We start from the raw sequence: 18,008 nt of genomic DNA, 5'->3' as shown, positions 1-18,008 counted from the left end.
ACGCCAACTTGCCGGGTTGTTCCCGATCTGCAACGCGTGTGACCCGTTTACATCAACTTTCGGCGCCGTGTCACGAGGATATCGAGATCGGTGATCTTCTTGCGCAGAGTATTGCGGTTGATGCCGAGCAGATCGGCACATTTCGCTTGATTGCCGCCGGTCGCGTCGAGCGCGATCTCGATCAGCGGAGCCTCCACCTCGCGCAGTACGCGCTGATAGAGACCCGGGGCCGGCAGCTGCCCGCCCTGCAGGTCGAAATAGCGCCGCAGGTGCTTCTCCACGGCTTCGCTCAGCTTCTCCGACGCGGCCGCGGACTTTGGCCAGGCGGCGATCGTGCCGAGCACGCCATCGACCTCGGATTTCGAGATTTCGTCGGCGGGCGACGTCAGGACGAGGCGGCGCACGATGTTTTCGAGCTGGCGCACGTTGCCGGGCCAGGGATGCGCCCGGATCGCCGTCATGGCGTCCGGAGCGAAGCGGCGCACCGGGGCCCCGTCCCGCTCGGCCCGCGCCAGAAAGTGGCCGGCCAACAGGGGGATGTCGTCGACCCGCTCCCGCAGCGACGGCACCTCCAGCTGCGCCCCCGCGAGCCGGTAGTAGAGATCGCTGCGGAATCCGTTGTCGAGATCGGGGGCGAGATCACGCTGCGCCGTCGCCAGTACCCGCGGCCCTGTCCCTTCGAGGCTGTCGAGCATCCGCACCACCCGCGTCTGGATCTCGGGGTCGAGGTCGCCGATCTCGTCGAAGAGGATCGTGCCGCCCTTGGCCGCGGCGATCAGGTCGCCCGGGCCGTCGAAGCCGCTGAGGTCGGTCGCCGTGGCGGTCACGAATGGCAACGTGCGCCGGTCGCTGAAATCGTGGATCGCCCGCGCGATCAGGGATTTGCCCGTCCCGGATTCGCCCGTGATCATCACCGGCAGGTCGGTGTTCATCACCCGCGCCACGAGCCGGTAGAGCGCCTGCATCTGCGGTGTCCGGCCCACAAGCGGCAGATCGTCGTTCGGCTCCTCCGCCGCCCCATCGGCCTCGGGCGCGACGTTCGTGCGCTTCTGTTCGAGCGCCCGCGCCGCCCGCTTCATCAGATCCGGCAGATCAAAAGGCTTCGGCAGGTAGTCGTAGGCGTCGGCCTCGGCCGCCTGGATCGCCGTCATGATCGTGTTCTGCGCCGAGATGACGATCACCGGAAGGCCGGGGCGCTCGGCGGAGATCTTGGGCAACATCTCCAGTCCGTTGCCGTCGGGCATGACGACGTCGGAGATCACGAGATCGCCCTTCCCCTCCTCGACCCACCGCAGGAGCGTGGTGAGCGAAGAGGTCGCATGCACCTTGCAGCCCGCCCGGGTCAGCGCCTGGGTCAGGACTGTGCGGATCGTGCGATCGTCGTCCGCGACGAGAATTGTCCCATCCATCTATCGGTCCTCGGTCGTTTTGGGGTCTGTCTTGGCCGCCTTCGGCACCATCGGCAGGGAGATGCGGAAGACGGTGCGGCCGGGCGCGCTGTCCACGGCGATCCAGCCGTCGTGCTCGCTCACGATCTTCGAGACGAGGGCGAGGCCCAGGCCGGTGCCGTTCTCGCGGCCCGAGACGAAGGGCTCGAAGAGGTTGCTCATCATCTCCGGCGGGATGCCCGGCCCGTCGTCGATCACCTCCACCTGTAACGGCACGGCCCCGCCGGAGCCATCCCGGTGACGCACGCGGAGAGAGAGCTCGTAGAAGGTACGGATGGTGATCTTTCCTTCCGTTCGAGCGACTTGCGCGGCGTTCTTCAGAAGATTCAGGAAGACCTGAAGCAATTGGTCCGGGTCCCCCCAGGTCGGCGGCAACGAGGGATCGTAGAGTTCGTCGATCGACACATGCGACGCGAAGCCCACGAGCGCCGACTTGCGCGCGCGGTCGAGCACATCGTGCAGGTTGACGGGCCGCCGCTCGGGCGGGCGCAGGTTGCCGAACTGCTCGACCTGTTCGAGGAGCTTCACGATCCGCCGGCTCTCGGCGACGATGAGGTCGGTCAGCTCCACGTCCTCGCCCGAGAGGTTCATGCTCAGAAGCTGCGCGGCGCCGGTGATCCCGGCGAGGGGGTTCTTGATTTCATGGGCCAGCATCTCGGCCATGCCGATCGCCGAGCGCGCGGCCGTGCGAGAGCTGCGGGCGCGGTCGAGGCGTCCGGCGATGTCCTGCGGCGAGATCAGGACGAGCGTGCCCTCCCCCATCGGCGACAGGTGAACATCACAGCGCACCGCCGGCCCCGGGCCGACCCTTAAGGCCGCGTCGTGCAGCGTGAGCGGAGCGAGCGTGCGCCGGACCCGGGCCAGGGCCGCCGCCAGGTCGCCGTCGATCGACAGGAGCGCCGTCGCCTCCTTACCGGTCAGTGTCTTGACGGACCGGTTGAGGAAGCCCTCGGCCGGGCCGTTCAGCATCTCGATCCGGTCGCCGATGTCGAGTGCCAGCGCCGGCAGCGGCAGGCTTTGCCAGAGGCCCGGCTCCGTCATGCGACCTCCGCACGCGCATCCTGCGTGGCGCGCAGAAGACGCGGCACATCCGCGACATCAGCCGTCAGCACCGCCCGCCGCAGACCGGGTGCGACGCCGAGGTCGTCCATGTACCAACCGAGGTGCTTGCGCGCGACCCGCCCGCCGAGCGCGGGGCCGTAGAAGTCGACGATCGCCGCATGGTGGCGCAGGGCCAGCTCCACCAGCCCCTCGGCCGTCGGCACCTCGACCGCCGGTCCGTATCCCAGCCCATGCGCGATCTCCGCCGGAACCCAGGGCCGCCCCTGAAATCCGCGCCCCACCATCACGCCCGCCGCGCCCGAGGCCGCGAGGGCCGCGCGCGCGGTCACGGTATCGACGATGTCGCCGTTCGCCAGCACCGGGATGCCCACCGCCTCGACGATCGGGCGGATCGCGGCCCAGTCGGCCGCCCCCTTGTAGAACTGGCAGCGGGTGCGACCGTGGATCGTCAGCATCCGCACGCCGGCGTCTTCGGCCCGCCGGGCGAGCGCGGCGGTGTCCCGGCTGTCGTCGTCCCACCCGAGCCGCGTCTTGAGCGTTACGGGAAGGTCCGTCGCCGCCACCACGGCCTCGATCAGGCGCAGCGCGCGGTCGTGGTCGCGCAGAAGGGCCGAGCCGGAATAGCCGCCGGTCACCTTCTTGGCCGGGCAGCCCATGTTGATGTCGATCATCCGCGCGCCCTGATCGGTCAGTACGCGCGCGGCCTCGCCCATCCAGTAGCCGTCGCGTCCGGCGATCTGTACCGATGTGCCCTCGACTCGCGCTCCGAGTTCCGCGCGATCCCGAACGGAGGGCTTGGCCTCCACCATCTCCCGGCTCGCCACCATCTCGGAGACGACGAGACCCACGCCGAACCCCTGCACCAACGCACGCGTCGGCAGGTCCGTGATGCCCGCCATGGGGGCAAGTGCGACGGGGGTACTCAATCCGAGCGCGCCGAGGCGGGTGTCGATCTGGGGTGCGTGTTTTCCGGGCACGTGCTGAAACTCTGTGCGTGTCATTGCTAACTAGGAGGGCTTTTGCGGGAACGGCAGGCAGCAGCGCCGACTGCGCGTTGTTTTTCATCGTTTGCATAATTATTGCGCAGATTGATAGGGCAATGCCCGTCGAAGCACCACCACTTGCCCGCGCCCCCGCGAAGCCGATAGAGCGGGCGCGAGGGGGAAGTTCATGTCCGCAACCGAGATTACAGCGCTCATCGTCGCCGCCGGCCGGGGCCTGCGCGCGGGCGGCGGGACGCCGAAGCAATTTCGCGATCTCGCCGGGCAAAGCGTTCTTGCGCGGTCGGTCGCGGCCTTTGACGGCCGGGTAGCGGAGGTCGTCGTCGTGGTGCACCCCGACGACCGCGCTATGGCCGCCGCGGCCCTGCCCGGCGTGCGTCTCGTCGACGGAGGCGCGACGCGCGCCGCCTCCGTGCGTGCGGGGCTCGACGCGGTGCGCACGGCCCGTGTCCTCATCCACGATGCCGCGCGCCCCTGCGTGCCGGGCGAAGTGATCGCGGCGGTCGCCGAAGCCCTCGACACCGCCGAGGGAGCAGCGCCGGCACTGCCCGTGACGGACGCGCTGTGGCGCGGCGGAACCCGAGTGACCGGGCTTCAGGCGCGCGATGGTCTCTGGCGCGCACAGACACCCCAGGGCTTCCGCACCGACGCGCTGCGCGCCGCCCATGACGCGAGCGACGGGCAGGCAGCCGACGATGTCGAAGTTGCCCTGGCCGCGGGGCTGGACGTCGCGATCGTCCCGGGCCACGAGGACAACATCAAGATCACCGGCCCGGACGATTTCGCCCGCGCCGCCCGCATCCTGGAGGCACGGCCCATGGACATTCGCCTTGGCAACGGCTTCGACGTGCATCGCTTCGGGCCGGGCGATCACGTCATTCTCTGTGGCGTCCGCGTGCCGCACGGGCGCGGGTTGCAGGGGCATTCGGATGCCGACGTCGGGCTGCACACGATCACTGATGCCATCTACGGCGCGCTGGCCGAGGGCGACATCGGCCGACATTTCCCGCCGAGCGACCCGCAATGGAAAGGCACCGACAGCGCCGTCTTCCTGGCCCATGCCGCAGACCTGGCCCGCACGCGGGGCTATGCCATCGGCAACGTCGACGCGACGCTCATTTGCGAAGCGCCCAAGATCGGGCCCCATGCCGAAGCGATGCGCAATCGCGTCGCCGGGATCATGGACCTCGACATCGGCCGCGTCTCGGTCAAGGCGACGACGACCGAGCGGCTCGGCTTCGCCGGGCGCGGCGAGGGCATCGCCTGCATGGCGACCGTCGCGTTGGTGCGGACATGATCGCGCGCGCCATAGCCACCGTCGGCTACGTCGGCTGCCTGCGCCCGGCCCCGGGCACCTGGGGCTCGCTCGCCGCCCTGCCCCTCGGCTGGCTTGCGATGCAGGGCGGGCCGCTGCTCTTCACGATCCTCGCGCTCGCGCTCCTGCCGCTCGGCTGGTGGGCGACCATGCAGGCGACGGCCGGCACGGACGACCACGACCCGGGCGAGATCGTCATCGACGAGGTGCTGGGCCAGTGGATCGCGCTCCTGCCCATCGCCTGGGGTGCCGCACGCGCAGGGGTTCCCGTCACCGCGCTCTGGCCCGGCTGGGTGGCCGCCTTCCTCCTCTTCCGCCTCTTCGACATCTGGAAGCCCGGCCCGGTCGGCTGGATGGACCGCCGCCACGATGCGCTCGGCGTGATGCTGGACGACGCGGTCGCGGGGCTCTTCGCGGCGCTCGGCGTCGCTGCGCTCGCCGCCCTCGCGCACGGGCTCCTGCTGTGAGCGTCGCGGCCCTCCTCGAGGCCTGCGCGACACGGGGGCTCACCCTCGCGACCGCCGAGAGCTGCACCGGAGGTATGGTCGCCGCCGCGCTGACCGATCGCGCGGGCTCCTCCGCGGTCTTCCTTTGGGGCGCGGTGACCTATTCGAACGCCGCCAAGCGGCAGCAGCTGGGCGTCTCGCAGATGACGCTCGTCGCGCACGGTGCCGTCTCAGAGGAGGTGGCGGCCGAGATGGTGCGGGGCGCGCGTGACCGGTCGAGCGCGGACCTCGCCGTCTCGATCACCGGCGTCGCCGGTCCGGGCGGCTCGGAGCGGAAGCCCGAGGGGCGCGTCTGTTTTGGAGTTGCGAACAAGTCGGGCGTCAGGACGGAGACCATCGATTTCGGCGCGCTCGGGCGCGCCCGCGTCCGGCGGGCCGCGCGGGACCACGCCATCGCTCTCCTGCTGCGCGCAGCTCAGCCGTAGAGCTTGCGCGCCCGTGTCTCGAAGGCAGCGACGACCCGCTGCATCGCCTGGTCGAAGACCGTGCCGACGACCCGGCCGATGAGCGGGTTGCGGAATTCGTAGTCGATCCAGAACTGCACGCGACATCCCGCCGCCGTCTCCTCGAACCGCCACTCGGACTTCAGATGCCGGAACGGCCCGTCGAGATACTCCGTCTCGATCCGGTTCTCGTCGGGCCAGAGCATGACCTTTGAGCCGAAGCTCTCGCGGAAGACCTTGAAGCTGATGATGAGGTCCGCGAGCATCACCTCCGGGTTCTCGCCCTCGCGCGAGCGGATGCGCGCGGCGGCGGTCCAAGGCAGGAACTCGGGGTAGCGCGCGACATCGGCCACGAGGTCGTACATCTGCGCCGGCGTATACGGCAGCTCTCGGGTCTCGGAGTGGCGGGGCATCGGGCCTCTGGCGATCTGTGTATCCGGCGTGTTAACGCCTCTCATGGCCGATAGGTCCGAAGGGGGCAACATGACCGGCAGCTATGTGATCGAACAGATGATAAGCGCGAAGGCCATCGCCGCGCGGATCGAGGCGCTCGCCCGCGACATCGAGAGCCGGTTCGCCGATACCGACAAGCTGGTCGTCGTCGGGCTCCTGCGTGGCTCCTTCGTCTTCATCGCCGATCTCGTGCGGGAACTCGACCTGCCGGTGGAAGTCGATTTCCTGGAGGCGTCGTCCTACGGCAACGCGATGGAATCGAGCCGCGAGGTGCGCATCCTGAAGGACCTGCGGGGCGAGATCGCGGGGCGCGACGTGCTGGTGGTCGAGGATATCGTCGACACGGGCCACACGCTCCACCACGTCACCGGCCTTCTGCGCTCGCGCGCGCCTGCACGGCTCGAGACGATCGCGCTGCTCGACAAGCCGACGCGGCGCGAGGTCGAGGTTCGTGCGACGTGGACGGGCTTCGAGATCCCCGATGCCTTCGTCGTCGGCTACGGCATCGACTACGCGCAGCGAAACCGGAACCTGCCTTACATCGGCAGCGTGCGGCTGGAGGGGGACACCTAGGACCATGACGAGACCCGCAAGGGCGTGCGCGTCAGGCCCCAGTGCCCGGCATCCGCGCCTTGCGCAGGTCGTGAAGCTGGCTCGACGACATCTGCACCTTCGGGTCGCCCTTGTAATCCACCGCAGGCAAGCCACCCAGTTGCCGGAAGAAGGAGATCAGGAGCGCCGAGGTCACCGCCACGCCGCAGATCGCCTTGAAGAGACGGGGCACGGTTTCCTCGAGGGTCGCGTGGTAGATGTCTGGCGTGAAGGTGACGATCGCGATGTTGAGCGGCGCGATCAGGACAAAGGCTGCACCGACGAGCAGCACGGCTTTCAGCAGGCCGTAGATCACGTTATGCGGCCGCGCGATGCGCCGCGGCAGCAGGAACGGTAGCGCAAGGATGGCGCCAACGACCACGTAGACGTAGACCGCCGTCATCGGCTCCTTCCCGTAGGCGAGCGCCTCGGCGCGCGCGACACGGCCGCCCTCGATCATCGTCCACATCATGTAGGCGGTCGCCATGAGGCCGAGGCCCATGAGGCGCAGCATAAGCCAGTCGGCCGCGATGTAGAGTTTCATCGCCGCCCCGAGCGCGGGCAGCTTCTTCTCGGTCGGGAGGGGAACGGGCTTCGCCTCCTCGACCGGAATGGCTTTGGCCGGGTCGTCCGGGTCGGGGCGGGAGGTATCGGAGCCGGCCCGACGCATCCCCGGCAGGACCAGCAGGACCATGAGCGCCGCCGGCGGCAGCAGCCACCAGATCGGATCGACGGGTCTTAGCTGGGCGGCGACCTCCGGCGGCACCTGCGCCATCCGGCCGAGCCCGGCGTAGAGCGGGCCCTCGAGCTTCGGGTAGAGCGCGGCGATCGCCATGTGCGGCGCAAGCCAGATCAGGTCGCGGCCCCGCGCCGGTCGGCGCATGCCCCCGGGCAGCCACCACGGCACCAGCAGCAGAAGCCCAAGCGCCCCGAGCGCACCCGGAACCCAGAGCGGCAGCGGTTCGACCGGCGCGGCGGTCTCCGCGGCCATGCGCATGATCGCAAAATACCCCCCTGCGGCCAGCAACAGGCCGAGACCGGTAAGGCGCAGGTAGAGGGCATAAACAAAACGCAGGACAGCCATCGGGGCCTCCGGGACAGGAACGGACAGGCTCCTATCCTGCGCCCCGACTGCGGCCAAAATCGGGCACCTCAGCGATAAAGCAGAGACACTCCGTTTCGGAAGACATGCACTTTTTCCGGCTTCGCGGTCAGGCGCATCGTCTTTCCGCGCAGGCCGGTGTGGATGCCCGGCAGCTTGGCGATGACCGGATCATGCTCGGGTGCGGACCGCTCGAAGTAGATCAGCGTCACCTCGCCCAGACTCTCGCGCACCTCCACCGTGCCCTCGTAGGCATAGTCGTCGCCCGTCGTCTCCTGCGCGTCCTCGGGCCGGATTCCGACGTTGACCTCGGCTCCCATGTCCTCTGGGGTGGAGGGCACGGCGGAGGTGATGGTTCCGCCCCCCTCCTTGAGCTTGAGCGTCGTCGTCTCGCCGGTGCCCACGATCTCTCCGGCGAGCAGGTTCATGGAGGGCGAGCCGATGAATTTCGCCACGAACTCGGAGTTGGGCGTCTCGTAGAGCTCCAGCGGGCTGCCGACCTGGGCGATGGAATACTTGTGTCCGTTGTCCTTGAGCGCGTCGAGCACGACGATCCGGCTCGCCAGGGTCATCGCCTCCACCTGGTCGTGGGTGACGTAGATCATGGTCGAGTCGGGCATCTGCTCCTTCAATTGCGCGATCTCGATCCGCGTGGCCACGCGCAGCGCCGCGTCGAGGTTCGAGAGCGGCTCGTCGAAGAGGTAGACCTTGGGCGAGCGCACCACCGCCCGGCCGATCGCGACCCGCTGCCGTTGTCCGCCCGAGAGCGCCTTGGGCAGCCGGTCGAGGTATTCGGTCAGTTGCAGCTTGGCGGCGGCGGCATCGACGGCCGCGTCGATCTCCGCCTTCGGCATCTTCGCGATGTTGAGCGCGAAGGCCATGTTCTCGCGCACGGTCATATGCGGGTAAAGCGCGTAGGACTGGAAGACCATGGCGATGCCGCGCTGGCTCGGCGGGATGTCGTTCACGACCTGCCCGTCGATCTCGAGCGTGCCGCCCGAGATCTTCTCCAGCCCCGCGATCATCCGCAGAAGCGTTGACTTGCCGCAACCCGAGGGCCCGACGAAGACCACGAGTTCGCCGGTCTCGATGTCGAGGTCGATGTCCTTCAGAACCTCGACCTGGCCGCCGTAGATCTTGGACACATCCGTCAGCTTGACGTTCGCCATGTCGTCCTCCCTTCTCTCGCCTCAACCCGCGCGCAGGAGCGCATAGCCCCAGGCATCGAGCCGCAATGTCTCGTCCGCGGGTTCGGTGCCGCCGATCCCCTCGATCGGGTGCCACGCCCCCAGCGGCAGGGCGACCTCCGCCGCCGTCTCGCCCATGTTGAACGCACAGAAGATGCGCTCCGTCCCGTCCGTGCGCAGAAAGCTCAGCACCTCGCCCGTGGCCGTAAGCTCCGCCTGATCCCCCTTGCGCAGGACCGGATGGGCGCTGCGCATCGCGATCACGCGGCGGTAATGGTGCAGAAGCGCGTCCTCCCGCCCCTCCTGCGCGGCGACCGACTGCGACAGATGCTCGGGTGCGACCGGCAGCCAGGGTTTCGCCCTGCTGAAGCCGCCGGTGTCGTTCGACGGCTCCCAGACCATCGGGGTACGGCAGCCGTCACGGCCCTTGTACTCGGGCCAGAACTCGATGCCATAGGGATCCTGCAGATCCTCGAAGGCGACGTCGGCCTCGGTCAGGCCGAGCTCCTCGCCCTGATAGAAGCAGACCGAGCCGCGCAGCGCGCAGATGAGCGCCGCATACATCCGCACGCCCTCGGGCGTGAGGCCCCAGCGGGTGACGTGCCGGGTGACGTCGTGGTTCGAGAACGCCCAGCAGGCCCAGCCGTCGGGGGCCGCATGTTCGAGGTGGTGGAAGACGTCGACGATCCGTGCCGCCGTCAGGCGCTCTGGCGCGAGGAAGTCGAAGGCATAGCACATCTGCACCCCCTGCCCCGCCCGCGTGTACTGGCCGAGGAGTTCCATCCCGAGCTGCGCGTCGCCGACCTCGCCCACGGCGGCCGCGCCGGGGTATTCGTCGAGGAGCGCGCGGAATCGTTTCAGGAAGGCCAGGTTCTCGGGCTGGTTCTTGGAGTAGATGTGCTCCTGATGATTGTACGGATTGACGCTCGGCGCGATGTTCGCGTTCCGCCGCTCGGGCGGCAGCGCCGGATTGTCGCGCAGGTGCTTGTCCGCGAAGTAGAAGTTGATCGTGTCGAGGCGGAAGCCGTCGACCCCCTTCTCGAGCCAGAACCGCGTGATGTCGAGCAGCTCCTCCTGCACCTCGGGCGTGTGCAGGTTCAGGTCGGGCTGCGACTCGAGGAAGTTGTGCAGATAGTACTGGTGCCGCTTGCCGTCCCAATGCCAAGCCGGCCCGCCGAAGATCGACAGCCAGTTGTTGGGCGGTGTGCCGTCGGGCTTCGGATCGGCCCAGACGTACCAGTCGGCCTTGGGGTTCGTCCGGCTCGACCGGCTCTCCGTGAACCAGGGGTGCTCGATCGAGGAGTGCGACAGCACGAGGTCGATCATCACCCGGAGCCCGAGCCCGTGCGCCACCTCGATCAGACGCTCGAAGTCGGCCAGCGTGCCGAACATCGGATCGACGCCGCGATAATCGCTCACGTCGTATCCGAAATCCTTCATCGGCGAGGTGAAGAACGGGCTGATCCAGATCGCGTCGACGCCGAGCGAGGCGACATGCGGCAGGCGCTCGGCGATGCCGGCAAGATCGCCGATGCCGTCGCCCGTGCTGTCCTGGAAGGAGCGCGGATAGATCTGATAGATCGCACCCCCGCGCCACCAGTCGAGGTCGGGCGCGGGAACGGCGGCAGGGGCCGCGTTGGTCGCAGTGGCGGTCATCGAAAATCCTACTTGACGGAACCGGCCAGGAGGCCGCGCACCAGATAACGTTGCATCGCGAAGAACACCACCAGGGGCACCGCGATCGAAATGAAGGCCGAGGTCGCCAGGATCTCCCATTCGCCGCCGCGCGAGCCGAGGAGATTCACGAGCCGCCCCGTCAGCACGAGCGACTCGTCGTCCGCACCGAGGAAGACGAGCGCGACGAGGAGGTCGTTCCACGTCCAGAGGAACTGGAAGATCGCGAAGCTCGCGAGCGCCGGGAAGGACAGCGGCAGGATGATCTTGACGAAGATCTGGAAATCGCTGGCCCCGTCGACCTTGGCATTCTCGATGATGTCGCGTGGCAGCCCGACCATGTAATTGCGCAAGAGATAGATCGCGAGCGGCAGGCCGAAGCCGGTATGCGCCATCCAGACGCCGAGGTATCCCTTCCCGATCCCGATCGCGTTGTGGAACTGCAGAAGCGGGATGAGCGCCAGCTGCAACGGCACGACCAGAAGGCCCACGATCGCCGCGATCAGGAGCGCGCGGCCCGGAAACTCCATCCAGGCCAGCGCATAGGCCGCGAAGGCCGCCACGAGGATCGGGATGATCGTCGCCGGGATGCTGACGGTGAGCGTGTTGATGAAGGACTGCAGGATCCCCGCCCCCGCGGTGCCGGAGGTCAGCACCTCCTCGTAGTTGCCGAGCGTGAACTCGGGCGGGCTCGACGCGGTGAGGAAGACGCGCGGCAACCGCGTGCCCTCCGTCGTCTCGGGCGAGGTCAGCACGTAGGTCGAATCCGCCTCGACCGTCAGCGTCTGCCCGTCGCGCAGGTCCGCCGTCTCGCCGGGCGCATAAGCCTCCGGCTCGCGCGACGAGGTGCCCCAGGCGCTGACGGTCGTGTCGCCCTGCACGAGCGTGCCCTCGATCAAGAAGCCGTCCGCGCCCGGGGCCTCCTCGCCCGCGACGCGGATGGGCGACATCTGCGCCTCCTGCGTCGAGAGCGCCTTCCACCAGCCGGAGCTCGCGATCTGGTCGCCCGTGCGGAAGGACGACACGAAGAGCCCGACGGTCGGAAAGAGCCAGAGCGCCACGAGGATGACGACCGAGATGTGGACTGCCCAGGTCAGCGACGACTTGGTGCCGGCGATGTTATCCATGTCTTTCTCCCGTGCGGTCGAGGGCCATGTCAGCGCATCTCCTTGCGGGCGTTGTAGACGTTCCACACGAGGATCGGGCTGACGAGCAGCATGATGATCATCGCCGCCGCCGAGCCGACGCCCCAGTCGAACGACCGGAAGAGCTTGTCGTACATGTAGTTGGCCAGAACCTGCGTCTCCCACTGGCCGTTGGTCATGGCGAGCACGATGTCGAAGACCTTGAGCACGACGAGGGTGATCGTCGTCCAGACCACGACGATGGTCGGCATGATCTGCGGCACCTTGATCTTGAAGAAGATCTGCCAGGGGCTCGCCCCGTCGAGGATCGCAGCTTCCACCGTCTCCTCCGGGATGCCGCGCAGCGCGGCGCCGAGGATGACCATGGCGAAGCCGGTCTGGATCCAGATCAGCACGATCATCAGCATCAGGTTGTTCCAAGGCTGGATCGTCAGCCATTGCTGCGGCTCGCCCCCGAAGAACGTCACCACCGCGTTCAGCACGCCGATCTGGTCGGTGCCCTCGGGGCGCGCGTCGTAGATCAGCTTCCAGATGACAGAGGCTCCGACGAAGGAAATCGCCATCGGCATGAAGATGAGCGACTTCGCGAGGCTGCCCCAGCCGATCCGGTCGGTCAGCTGCGCGGCGAGGAGGCCGAAGGCCGTCGAGGCGGCGGGCACCACGATGAGCCACATCATGTTGTTGAAGATCGCCTCGCGGAACTTCGCCTCACCCAGCATCTGCGAATAATTGTCGAGCCCGACGAAGACGTTGCCGCCCGCCGCGCGGTCATGCAGCGAGAGCCAGAAGGTCGCGACGACCGGGTAGGCGAGGTAGAGGCCGAGCGCGAGGAGCGCCGGGGCCAGGAAGAGCCAGGGCCGGATCGCATTGGCGCGGTTGATGTTGCGCCCGGCATTCGGGCCGCTTGCCGGAAAGAGGAAGCGGTCGAGCACGAAGTTCGACGCCCAAAAGTAGCCGACGCAACCGCCGACCCCGAGGATGATCGTTATCAGTCCGAGTACCGCCGGGTTCATCGCCCCACCTCCGGGTCATCTCCGCTGTCGTGGGGCCGCCCGTGCGGGGCGGCCCCTTTCGCGTGGCCTACTCGGCCGGCCAGCTCTGCTGGATCTCGGCGGCGACCTCCTCGGCGGACTTGCCGCCGGCGTAGTCGACCATACCCGTCCAGAAGCTCCCCGCGCCCACCGCGCCCGGCATCAGGTCGGATGCGTCGAAGCGGAAGGTCGTCGCGTCGAGCAGGATCTCGCCCTGCTTCTTGAGCGTGTTGTTGGCGTAGGTCTCGGTGTTGACGCCCGTGTGCGGCGTCAGGAAGCCCGACTGCGCCATCCAGAGCTCATGCGCGATGGGCGTCTTCAGGAACTCCATGAAGACATCGGCTGCAGCGTTCTCAGTCATCTTGAACGCGAGCGTGCCCGCGCCCAGCACCGGGCTGCCGAGATCCTTCTCGGCATAGGCCGGCATGTAGAAGAAGTCGGCGTCGAGCCCAAGCTCCGTGCCTTCGGGGAAGAAGGTCGGGATGAAGCTCGCCTGGTGGTGCATGTAGCACTGCGGCGGCGACGCGAAGAGGCCCTTGGGGCTGTCGCGGAAGTCGGTCGAGGCCACGGCCCCGGCCCCGCCGGCGACGAAGTCGTCGTTGCGCGCGAAGTAGCCGAACTCCTCGATCGCGCCGATCACGGCCGGATCGTCGAAGGGGATCTCGTTCGACACCCAGGCGTCGTAGGTCTCCGGCGGCTGCGTGCGCAGCATCATGTCCTCGACCCAGTCGGTCGCGGGCCAGCCGGTCGCGCCGCCGGAGCCGAGGCCGATGCACCAGGGCGTCTCCCCGTCGGCCGCGATCTGCTCGGTCAGCGCCTTCAGGTCCTCCATGGTCTCGGGCACCTCGTAGCCCGCGTCCTCGAAGTTCTCCGGCACGTACCAGACGAGCGATTTCACGTCGATCTTGTAGGGGAACGCATAGAGCCGCTCCTCCCCGTCCTCGCCCGCGTAGGTGCCGAGGCTGACCCAGCTGTCGCCGGCGGCGTAGTTTTCCTGCAGCCAGGCCTGCGTCTCCTCGCCCAGCGGCTGGATGAAGCCGCGGCTCGCCAGGTTCCCGATGAGGCCCGGCTGCGGGAGAACCGCAATGTCGGGCGGGCTGCCGGCTTCGGCGTCGATGACGATCTGCTGCTCGTAGTTTTCCGACGACGAGTATTCGACGTTCGCGCCGGTCGCATCCTCGAAATAGGCCAGCACGCTCTCGACGAGCGCCTGGTCGTCCCCGCGCCAGGGACCGAACATGGTGATGGTCTGGCCCGACAGGTCGTGCGCCTCCCCGAAGGCCGTCAGGCTGTCCCAGTTGAAATCACCTTCGCCCGGTGTGAACGTCAGATGTCCGTCGGCCTGCGCGATGCCCGCACCCAGGACGGCCAGCGCGGTGCCGGTCAACAGGTTCTTCATGTATCCTCCCAGCGGAGCAGTCTCCGCGTCTGTTGCTGCATTGCGGCAATGTTTTTAAACCGCTTTGACAAGACGCAACCTCAGACAGTTTCACGACAGTGTCAACGGGAACCCTGCAGGAACATCATTGACCGTGGGGTCAATCGCGCCGTGCCGGGAATCTCGGCGCGGTCCGGCGATTGACGCCCTCGCACGAATGTGCCACCCATAATTTAAATCGGTTTGAAAACGGCATTCGCGTGAACCTCAAGCAATTCTCGGAACTGCTGGGCCTGTCGCCCACGACGGTCAGCCGTGCGCTCGGCGGCTATCCCGAGGTCAAGGAGGAGACGCGCCGGCGGGTGATGCAGGCCGCCGCCGAGCACGGCTATCGCCCGAACCGCCGCGCCGCGTCGCTCGCCACGGGGCGCGCCATGGCGATCGGCCACGTGATTCCCACGGCCCTCAACCACGAGATGGTGAACCCGATCTTCGCCGATTTCATCGCCGGCGCGGGCGAGGTCTATGCCGCGGCCGGCTACGACATGCTGCTGTCGGTCGTCCCGGACGGCGACGAGGAGCGCGCCTATCGCCAGATGGCCGACGCGGGCAGCGTCGACGGTCTCATCGTGCACGGCCCCCGCGACGACGATCCGCGCATCGCGCTCCTGCAGACCACCGGCCTGCCCTTCGTCGTCCACGGCCGCGCCCCGGTGGCGCGCACCGATTACAGCTTCGTCGACGTCGACAACCAGCGCGCCTTCCAGCGCGCGACCGACCTGCTCCTCGATCTCGGGCACCGGCGTATCGGCTTCCTCAACGGGCTCGAGGGGATGGATTTCGCACGCCGCCGCCGCGCGGGCTTCTTCGCGGCCTGCAGCGCCCGCGGCGTGACGCCCGACCCCGACCTGCTGTCGTCCTGCGAGATGACGGAACACCAGGGCCACGCCGGGGCCGCCGAAATGCTCGACGCGGAGATGCCGCCGACCGCCTTCCTCGTCTCGTCGCACATCATGGCCATCGGCGTGCGTCGCGCCATCCAGGAGCGCGGCCTCGCCCTCGGCCGCGACATCTCGGTCGTCATCCACGACGACATGCTGAGCTATCTTCTGAACGGCCGCGACGTTCCGATCTTCACCGCGACCCGCTCCTCCGTCCGGGCCGCCGGGCGGCGCTGCGCGGAGCTTCTCCTCGACCTCATCCGCGGTGCCGTCACCGATCCCGTGCAGGAGGTCTGGGAATGCGACCTCGTCCTCGGCGGATCGACCGGCCCCGCCCCCGACAGCGAAAGACCCCGATGACGACCCTCTCCTTCCGACGCAGCGACTTCCCCGAGGGCTTCCTCTTCGCGGCCGCCACCTCCGCCTATCAGATCGAGGGCCACGCCCATGGGCAGGCCGGCCGCACCCATTGGGACAGCTTCGCCGCGATCCCCGGCAAGGTCGTGAACGGCGAGAACGGCCAGATCGCCTGCGACCACTATCACCGCTGGCCCGAAGACCTCGACCTGCTGCGCGACGCGGGCTTCGACGCCTATCGCTTCTCCACGTCCTGGGCGCGGGTCATGCCCGATGGTCGCAAGGTGAACGCCGAGGGGCTCGACTTCTACGACCGCCTCGTCGACGGAATGCTCGAACGCGGGCTGAAACCCATGGCGACGCTCTATCACTGGGAGCTGCCCGCCGCGCTCGGGCTCAAGGGTGGCTGGACGATCCGGGAGATCCCGGAGCGCTTCGCCGAGTTCGCCCACCTCATCGGTAACCGCCTCGGCGACCGGCTCTGGTCGACCGCGCCCATCAACGAGCCCTGGTGCGTCGCCTGGCTCAGCCACTACCTAGGCCAGCACGCGCCGGGGCTGAGCGATCTCGGGGCCGCGGGCAAGGCGATGCACCACGTCGCCCTCGCCCACGGCCTCGCCATCGAGGCCCTGCGCAGCACGCCGGCGCAGAACCTCGGCGCGGTCTGCAACATGGAATATGCGATCCCCCACGGCGACGGCGAGGCCGACGAGCGCGCCGCCCGCACCTACGACGGGATCTACAACCGCTGGTTCCCGGGGGCTTTCCTCAAGGGGGCTTATCCCGAGGACATCCTCGAAGGCCTTGCCCCGCACATGCCCGAAGGCTGGCAAGACGACATGAAAACCATCTCGCAACCCATTGATTGGTTTGGTGTGAACTACTACACCTGCCAGCGCCTCAAGGCGACCGACGGCCCCTGGCCCGCCCACGACATGGTGCCCGGCCCCCTGCCCAAGACCGACATGGGCTGGGAGATCTGCCCCGAAGGGTTCGACTGGCTCCTGCGGCGAACCATTCGCGACTACTCGGGCGATCTGCCGCTCTACGTCACCGAGAACGGCATGGCCAACCCCGACCGCGCGGACGTTCCGGACGACGCGCGCATCGCCTACCTCGATGCCCATGTCGACATCGCCCGCGCCATCGCCGCCGAGGGGCTGCCGCTGCGCGGCTACACCGTCTGGTCGCTTCTCGACAACTACGAATGGGCGCTCGGCTACGGCAAGCGCTTCGGCATCGTCCACGTCGACTTCGCCACCCAGACCCGCACGCCCAAGGCGAGCTACCACGCGCTTGCCCGCGCCCTGGCCGATTGATACGGGGAGCGCCATGTCAGATCCGCTCTTTCTCGTGGCCGACGTGGGCGGCACCAACACCCGCGTCGCCCTCGCCGAGGGAGACCGCGTACGCCCAGAGACGATCCGCCGCTACGCCAACAGCGACCATGCCAACCTCGCCCCCGTCCTCGCCCGCTACCGCGAGGAGCAGGCCTGTCCCGAACCGCTCGGGGCCTGCGTCGCCGTCGCCGGGCCCGTGGCCGACGGGCGTGCGGAGCTCACCAACCTCGACTGGTCCATCGACGCGACGCGCCTGATCGAGGCCACCGGCGCGCGCCACGCCGCCATCCTCAACGACCTTCAGGCCCAAGGCCACGCGCTCGGCCACGTGCCCGCCGACAAATGCCGAACCGTCATCGAGGGGCCCGTTCTGCCGCAGGAGAGCAAGCTCGTCATCGGCGTCGGCACCGGCTTCAACGCGGCTCCGGTGCACGATACGCCGCATGGCCGCCTTGTGCCGGCATCGGAAGCGGGTCACGCCAACCTGCCCGTGCGGAACGAGGCCGAGCTCAGGCTCTGCAACTTCGTCTCGACGACCCATGGCTTCCCCGCGATCGAGGATGTGCTCTCGGGCCGCGGCCTCGAACGCGTCTACCGCTGGCTCGCTACCGAGGCCGGCACTCCCGACGACCTGCGCGCCGCCGAGATCATGAGCCAGCTCGACAGCAACCCCCGCGCCGAAGCCGCGGTGCGCCAGTTCATCCGGATTCTCGGCACCGTCGCCGGCAACCTCGCGCTCATCCATCTGCCGCTCGGCGGGATCTACCTCGTCGGCGGCGTTGCCCGGGCCATGGGACCGTATCTCGAGGTGATGAATTTCGACGGCGCGTTCCGCGACAAGGGCCGCTTCGCCGGGTTCATGTCGAACTTCTCCGTCTCGCTCGTGAACGACGATTTCGCGGCGCTGGCGGGCGGGGCGGCGCATCTCCAGGAGATCGTGACGCGCGCCGGCGAAATCTGAAGGCAAGACCCCGGGTCGTAACCCTTTCTTAGCGAAGTGTCCGTAGTCGTCGCCCCATCGAAACGATGAGAGG

17 protein-coding genes are annotated in these 18,008 nt (G+C 68.2%); 7 read left to right on the top strand and 10 right to left on the bottom strand.

Going from position 1 to position 18,008, the window contains the following annotated elements; genetic code table 11:
- Positions 1-47 precede the first annotated feature (47 nt).
- Genes HSX43_RS10220 through dusB form a run of 3 tightly spaced genes read right to left on the bottom strand, consistent with a single transcriptional unit; the run spans position 48 to position 3,463 of the window.
- Positions 48-1,409, bottom strand: coding sequence for a response regulator (locus HSX43_RS10220; RefSeq protein ID WP_179380015.1), 1,362 nt, complete (start codon positions 1,407-1,409; stop codon positions 48-50).
- Positions 1,410-2,489, bottom strand: a complete 1,080-nt coding sequence (locus tag HSX43_RS10215; RefSeq protein WP_179380014.1) for a two-component system sensor histidine kinase NtrB — start codon at positions 2,487-2,489, stop codon at positions 1,410-1,412.
- Positions 2,486-3,463, bottom strand: coding sequence for a tRNA dihydrouridine synthase DusB (gene dusB / locus HSX43_RS10210; RefSeq protein WP_407929375.1), 978 nt, complete (start codon positions 3,461-3,463; stop codon positions 2,486-2,488). The genes HSX43_RS10215 and dusB overlap by 4 nt, the downstream gene beginning before the upstream one ends.
- Positions 3,464-3,680: 217 nt before the next feature.
- On the opposite strand from dusB, the gene HSX43_RS10205 reads away from it, so the two are divergent.
- Genes HSX43_RS10205 through HSX43_RS10195 form a run of 3 tightly spaced genes read left to right on the top strand, consistent with a single transcriptional unit; the run spans position 3,681 to position 5,757 of the window.
- Positions 3,681-4,808, top strand: a complete 1,128-nt coding sequence (locus tag HSX43_RS10205) for a bifunctional 2-C-methyl-D-erythritol 4-phosphate cytidylyltransferase/2-C-methyl-D-erythritol 2,4-cyclodiphosphate synthase (RefSeq protein ID WP_179380012.1) — start codon at positions 3,681-3,683, stop codon at positions 4,806-4,808.
- Positions 4,805-5,293 carry a phosphatidylglycerophosphatase A family protein gene (locus HSX43_RS10200; protein WP_179380011.1) on the top strand — a complete coding sequence of 163 codons (489 nt, stop codon included), beginning with the start codon at positions 4,805-4,807 and terminating at the stop codon, positions 5,291-5,293. Before HSX43_RS10205 ends, HSX43_RS10200 begins: the two co-directional genes overlap by 4 nt.
- Positions 5,290-5,757 carry a CinA family protein gene (locus HSX43_RS10195; RefSeq protein ID WP_179380010.1) on the top strand — a complete coding sequence of 156 codons (468 nt, stop codon included), beginning with the start codon at positions 5,290-5,292 and terminating at the stop codon, positions 5,755-5,757. The genes HSX43_RS10200 and HSX43_RS10195 overlap by 4 nt, the downstream gene beginning before the upstream one ends.
- Here HSX43_RS10195 and HSX43_RS10190 read toward each other — a convergent pair.
- On the bottom strand, positions 5,748-6,188 hold the full coding sequence (locus tag HSX43_RS10190) for a type II toxin-antitoxin system RatA family toxin (RefSeq protein WP_179380009.1): 441 nt from the start codon (positions 6,186-6,188) through the stop codon (positions 5,748-5,750). The genes HSX43_RS10195 and HSX43_RS10190 overlap by 10 nt on opposite strands.
- 43 nt (positions 6,189-6,231) lie before the next feature.
- On the opposite strand from HSX43_RS10190, the gene hpt reads away from it, so the two are divergent.
- Positions 6,232-6,801, top strand: a complete 570-nt coding sequence (gene hpt, locus HSX43_RS10185) for a hypoxanthine phosphoribosyltransferase (protein WP_407929372.1) — start codon at positions 6,232-6,234, stop codon at positions 6,799-6,801.
- Positions 6,802-6,832: 31 nt separating this feature from the next.
- Here hpt and HSX43_RS10180 read toward each other — a convergent pair whose 3' ends face one another.
- From HSX43_RS10180 to HSX43_RS10155, 6 genes are all read right to left on the bottom strand, one after another.
- Positions 6,833-7,903: a hypothetical protein gene (locus HSX43_RS10180; RefSeq protein WP_179380008.1), complete on the bottom strand. Its 1,071-nt coding sequence runs from the start codon at positions 7,901-7,903 to the stop codon at positions 6,833-6,835.
- 68 nt (positions 7,904-7,971) lie between these two features.
- Complete coding sequence (locus HSX43_RS10175; protein ID WP_179380007.1) at positions 7,972-9,090, bottom strand: ABC transporter ATP-binding protein; 1,119 nt, start codon at positions 9,088-9,090, stop codon at positions 7,972-7,974.
- Positions 9,091-9,111: 21 nt separating this feature from the next.
- Positions 9,112-10,764 carry an alpha-glucosidase gene (locus HSX43_RS10170; protein WP_179380006.1) on the bottom strand — a complete coding sequence of 551 codons (1,653 nt, stop codon included), beginning with the start codon at positions 10,762-10,764 and terminating at the stop codon, positions 9,112-9,114.
- 8 nt (positions 10,765-10,772) lie between these two features.
- On the bottom strand, positions 10,773-11,909 hold the full coding sequence (locus HSX43_RS10165; RefSeq protein ID WP_179380005.1) for a carbohydrate ABC transporter permease: 1,137 nt from the start codon (positions 11,907-11,909) through the stop codon (positions 10,773-10,775).
- 29 nt (positions 11,910-11,938) lie between these two features.
- Positions 11,939-12,940: a carbohydrate ABC transporter permease gene (locus HSX43_RS10160; RefSeq protein ID WP_179380004.1), complete on the bottom strand. Its 1,002-nt coding sequence runs from the start codon at positions 12,938-12,940 to the stop codon at positions 11,939-11,941.
- A 67-nt stretch (positions 12,941-13,007) separates the two neighbouring features.
- On the bottom strand, positions 13,008-14,357 hold the full coding sequence (locus tag HSX43_RS10155) for an ABC transporter substrate-binding protein (RefSeq protein WP_179380003.1): 1,350 nt from the start codon (positions 14,355-14,357) through the stop codon (positions 13,008-13,010).
- Positions 14,358-14,596: 239 nt separating this feature from the next.
- On the opposite strand from HSX43_RS10155, the gene HSX43_RS10150 reads away from it, so the two are divergent.
- Genes HSX43_RS10150 through HSX43_RS10140 form a run of 3 tightly spaced genes read left to right on the top strand, consistent with a single transcriptional unit; the run spans position 14,597 to position 17,935 of the window.
- On the top strand, positions 14,597-15,637 hold the full coding sequence (locus HSX43_RS10150) for a LacI family DNA-binding transcriptional regulator (RefSeq protein WP_179380002.1): 1,041 nt from the start codon (positions 14,597-14,599) through the stop codon (positions 15,635-15,637).
- Positions 15,634-16,953 (top strand): GH1 family beta-glucosidase, encoded by a 1,320-nt coding sequence (locus tag HSX43_RS10145; RefSeq protein ID WP_179380001.1) that lies wholly within the window; start codon positions 15,634-15,636, stop codon positions 16,951-16,953. The genes HSX43_RS10150 and HSX43_RS10145 overlap by 4 nt, the downstream gene beginning before the upstream one ends.
- A gap of 13 nt (positions 16,954-16,966) precedes the next feature.
- Positions 16,967-17,935, top strand: coding sequence for a glucokinase (locus HSX43_RS10140; protein ID WP_179380000.1), 969 nt, complete (start codon positions 16,967-16,969; stop codon positions 17,933-17,935).
- Positions 17,936-18,008 lie beyond the last annotated feature (73 nt).

It is taken from the genome of Jannaschia marina (genome assembly GCF_013404595.1).
Taxonomy (GTDB): domain Bacteria; phylum Pseudomonadota; class Alphaproteobacteria; order Rhodobacterales; family Rhodobacteraceae; genus Jannaschia; species Jannaschia marina.
The sequence above is the reverse complement of the archived record's forward strand: the minus strand, read 5'-3'. Positions and strand labels throughout refer to the sequence as shown.

Excerpts from the sequence above, each read along its gene's own strand:
- HSX43_RS10155 (WP_179380003.1), bottom strand. The coding sequence starts at position 14,357 with ATGAAGAACCTGTTGACCGGCACCGCGCTGGCCGTCCTGGGTGCGGGC.
- HSX43_RS10200 (WP_179380011.1), top strand. The coding sequence starts at position 4,805 with ATGATCGCGCGCGCCATAGCCACCGTCGGCTACGTCGGCTGCCTGCGC.
- HSX43_RS10160 (WP_179380004.1), bottom strand. The coding sequence starts at position 12,940 with ATGAACCCGGCGGTACTCGGACTGATAACGATCATCCTCGGGGTCGGC.
- HSX43_RS10145 (WP_179380001.1), top strand. The coding sequence starts at position 15,634 with ATGACGACCCTCTCCTTCCGACGCAGCGACTTCCCCGAGGGCTTCCTC.
- HSX43_RS10220 (WP_179380015.1), bottom strand. The coding sequence starts at position 1,409 with ATGGATGGGACAATTCTCGTCGCGGACGACGATCGCACGATCCGCACA.
- hpt (WP_407929372.1), top strand. The coding sequence starts at position 6,232 with ATGGCCGATAGGTCCGAAGGGGGCAACATGACCGGCAGCTATGTGATC.
- HSX43_RS10140 (WP_179380000.1), top strand. The coding sequence starts at position 16,967 with ATGTCAGATCCGCTCTTTCTCGTGGCCGACGTGGGCGGCACCAACACC.
- HSX43_RS10170 (WP_179380006.1), bottom strand. The coding sequence starts at position 10,764 with ATGACCGCCACTGCGACCAACGCGGCCCCTGCCGCCGTTCCCGCGCCC.
- HSX43_RS10190 (WP_179380009.1), bottom strand. The coding sequence starts at position 6,188 with ATGCCCCGCCACTCCGAGACCCGAGAGCTGCCGTATACGCCGGCGCAG.
- HSX43_RS10175 (WP_179380007.1), bottom strand. The coding sequence starts at position 9,090 with ATGGCGAACGTCAAGCTGACGGATGTGTCCAAGATCTACGGCGGCCAG.
- HSX43_RS10180 (WP_179380008.1), bottom strand. The coding sequence starts at position 7,903 with ATGGCTGTCCTGCGTTTTGTTTATGCCCTCTACCTGCGCCTTACCGGT.
- HSX43_RS10215 (WP_179380014.1), bottom strand. The coding sequence starts at position 2,489 with ATGACGGAGCCGGGCCTCTGGCAAAGCCTGCCGCTGCCGGCGCTGGCA.
- HSX43_RS10165 (WP_179380005.1), bottom strand. The coding sequence starts at position 11,909 with ATGGATAACATCGCCGGCACCAAGTCGTCGCTGACCTGGGCAGTCCAC.
- HSX43_RS10205 (WP_179380012.1), top strand. The coding sequence starts at position 3,681 with ATGTCCGCAACCGAGATTACAGCGCTCATCGTCGCCGCCGGCCGGGGC.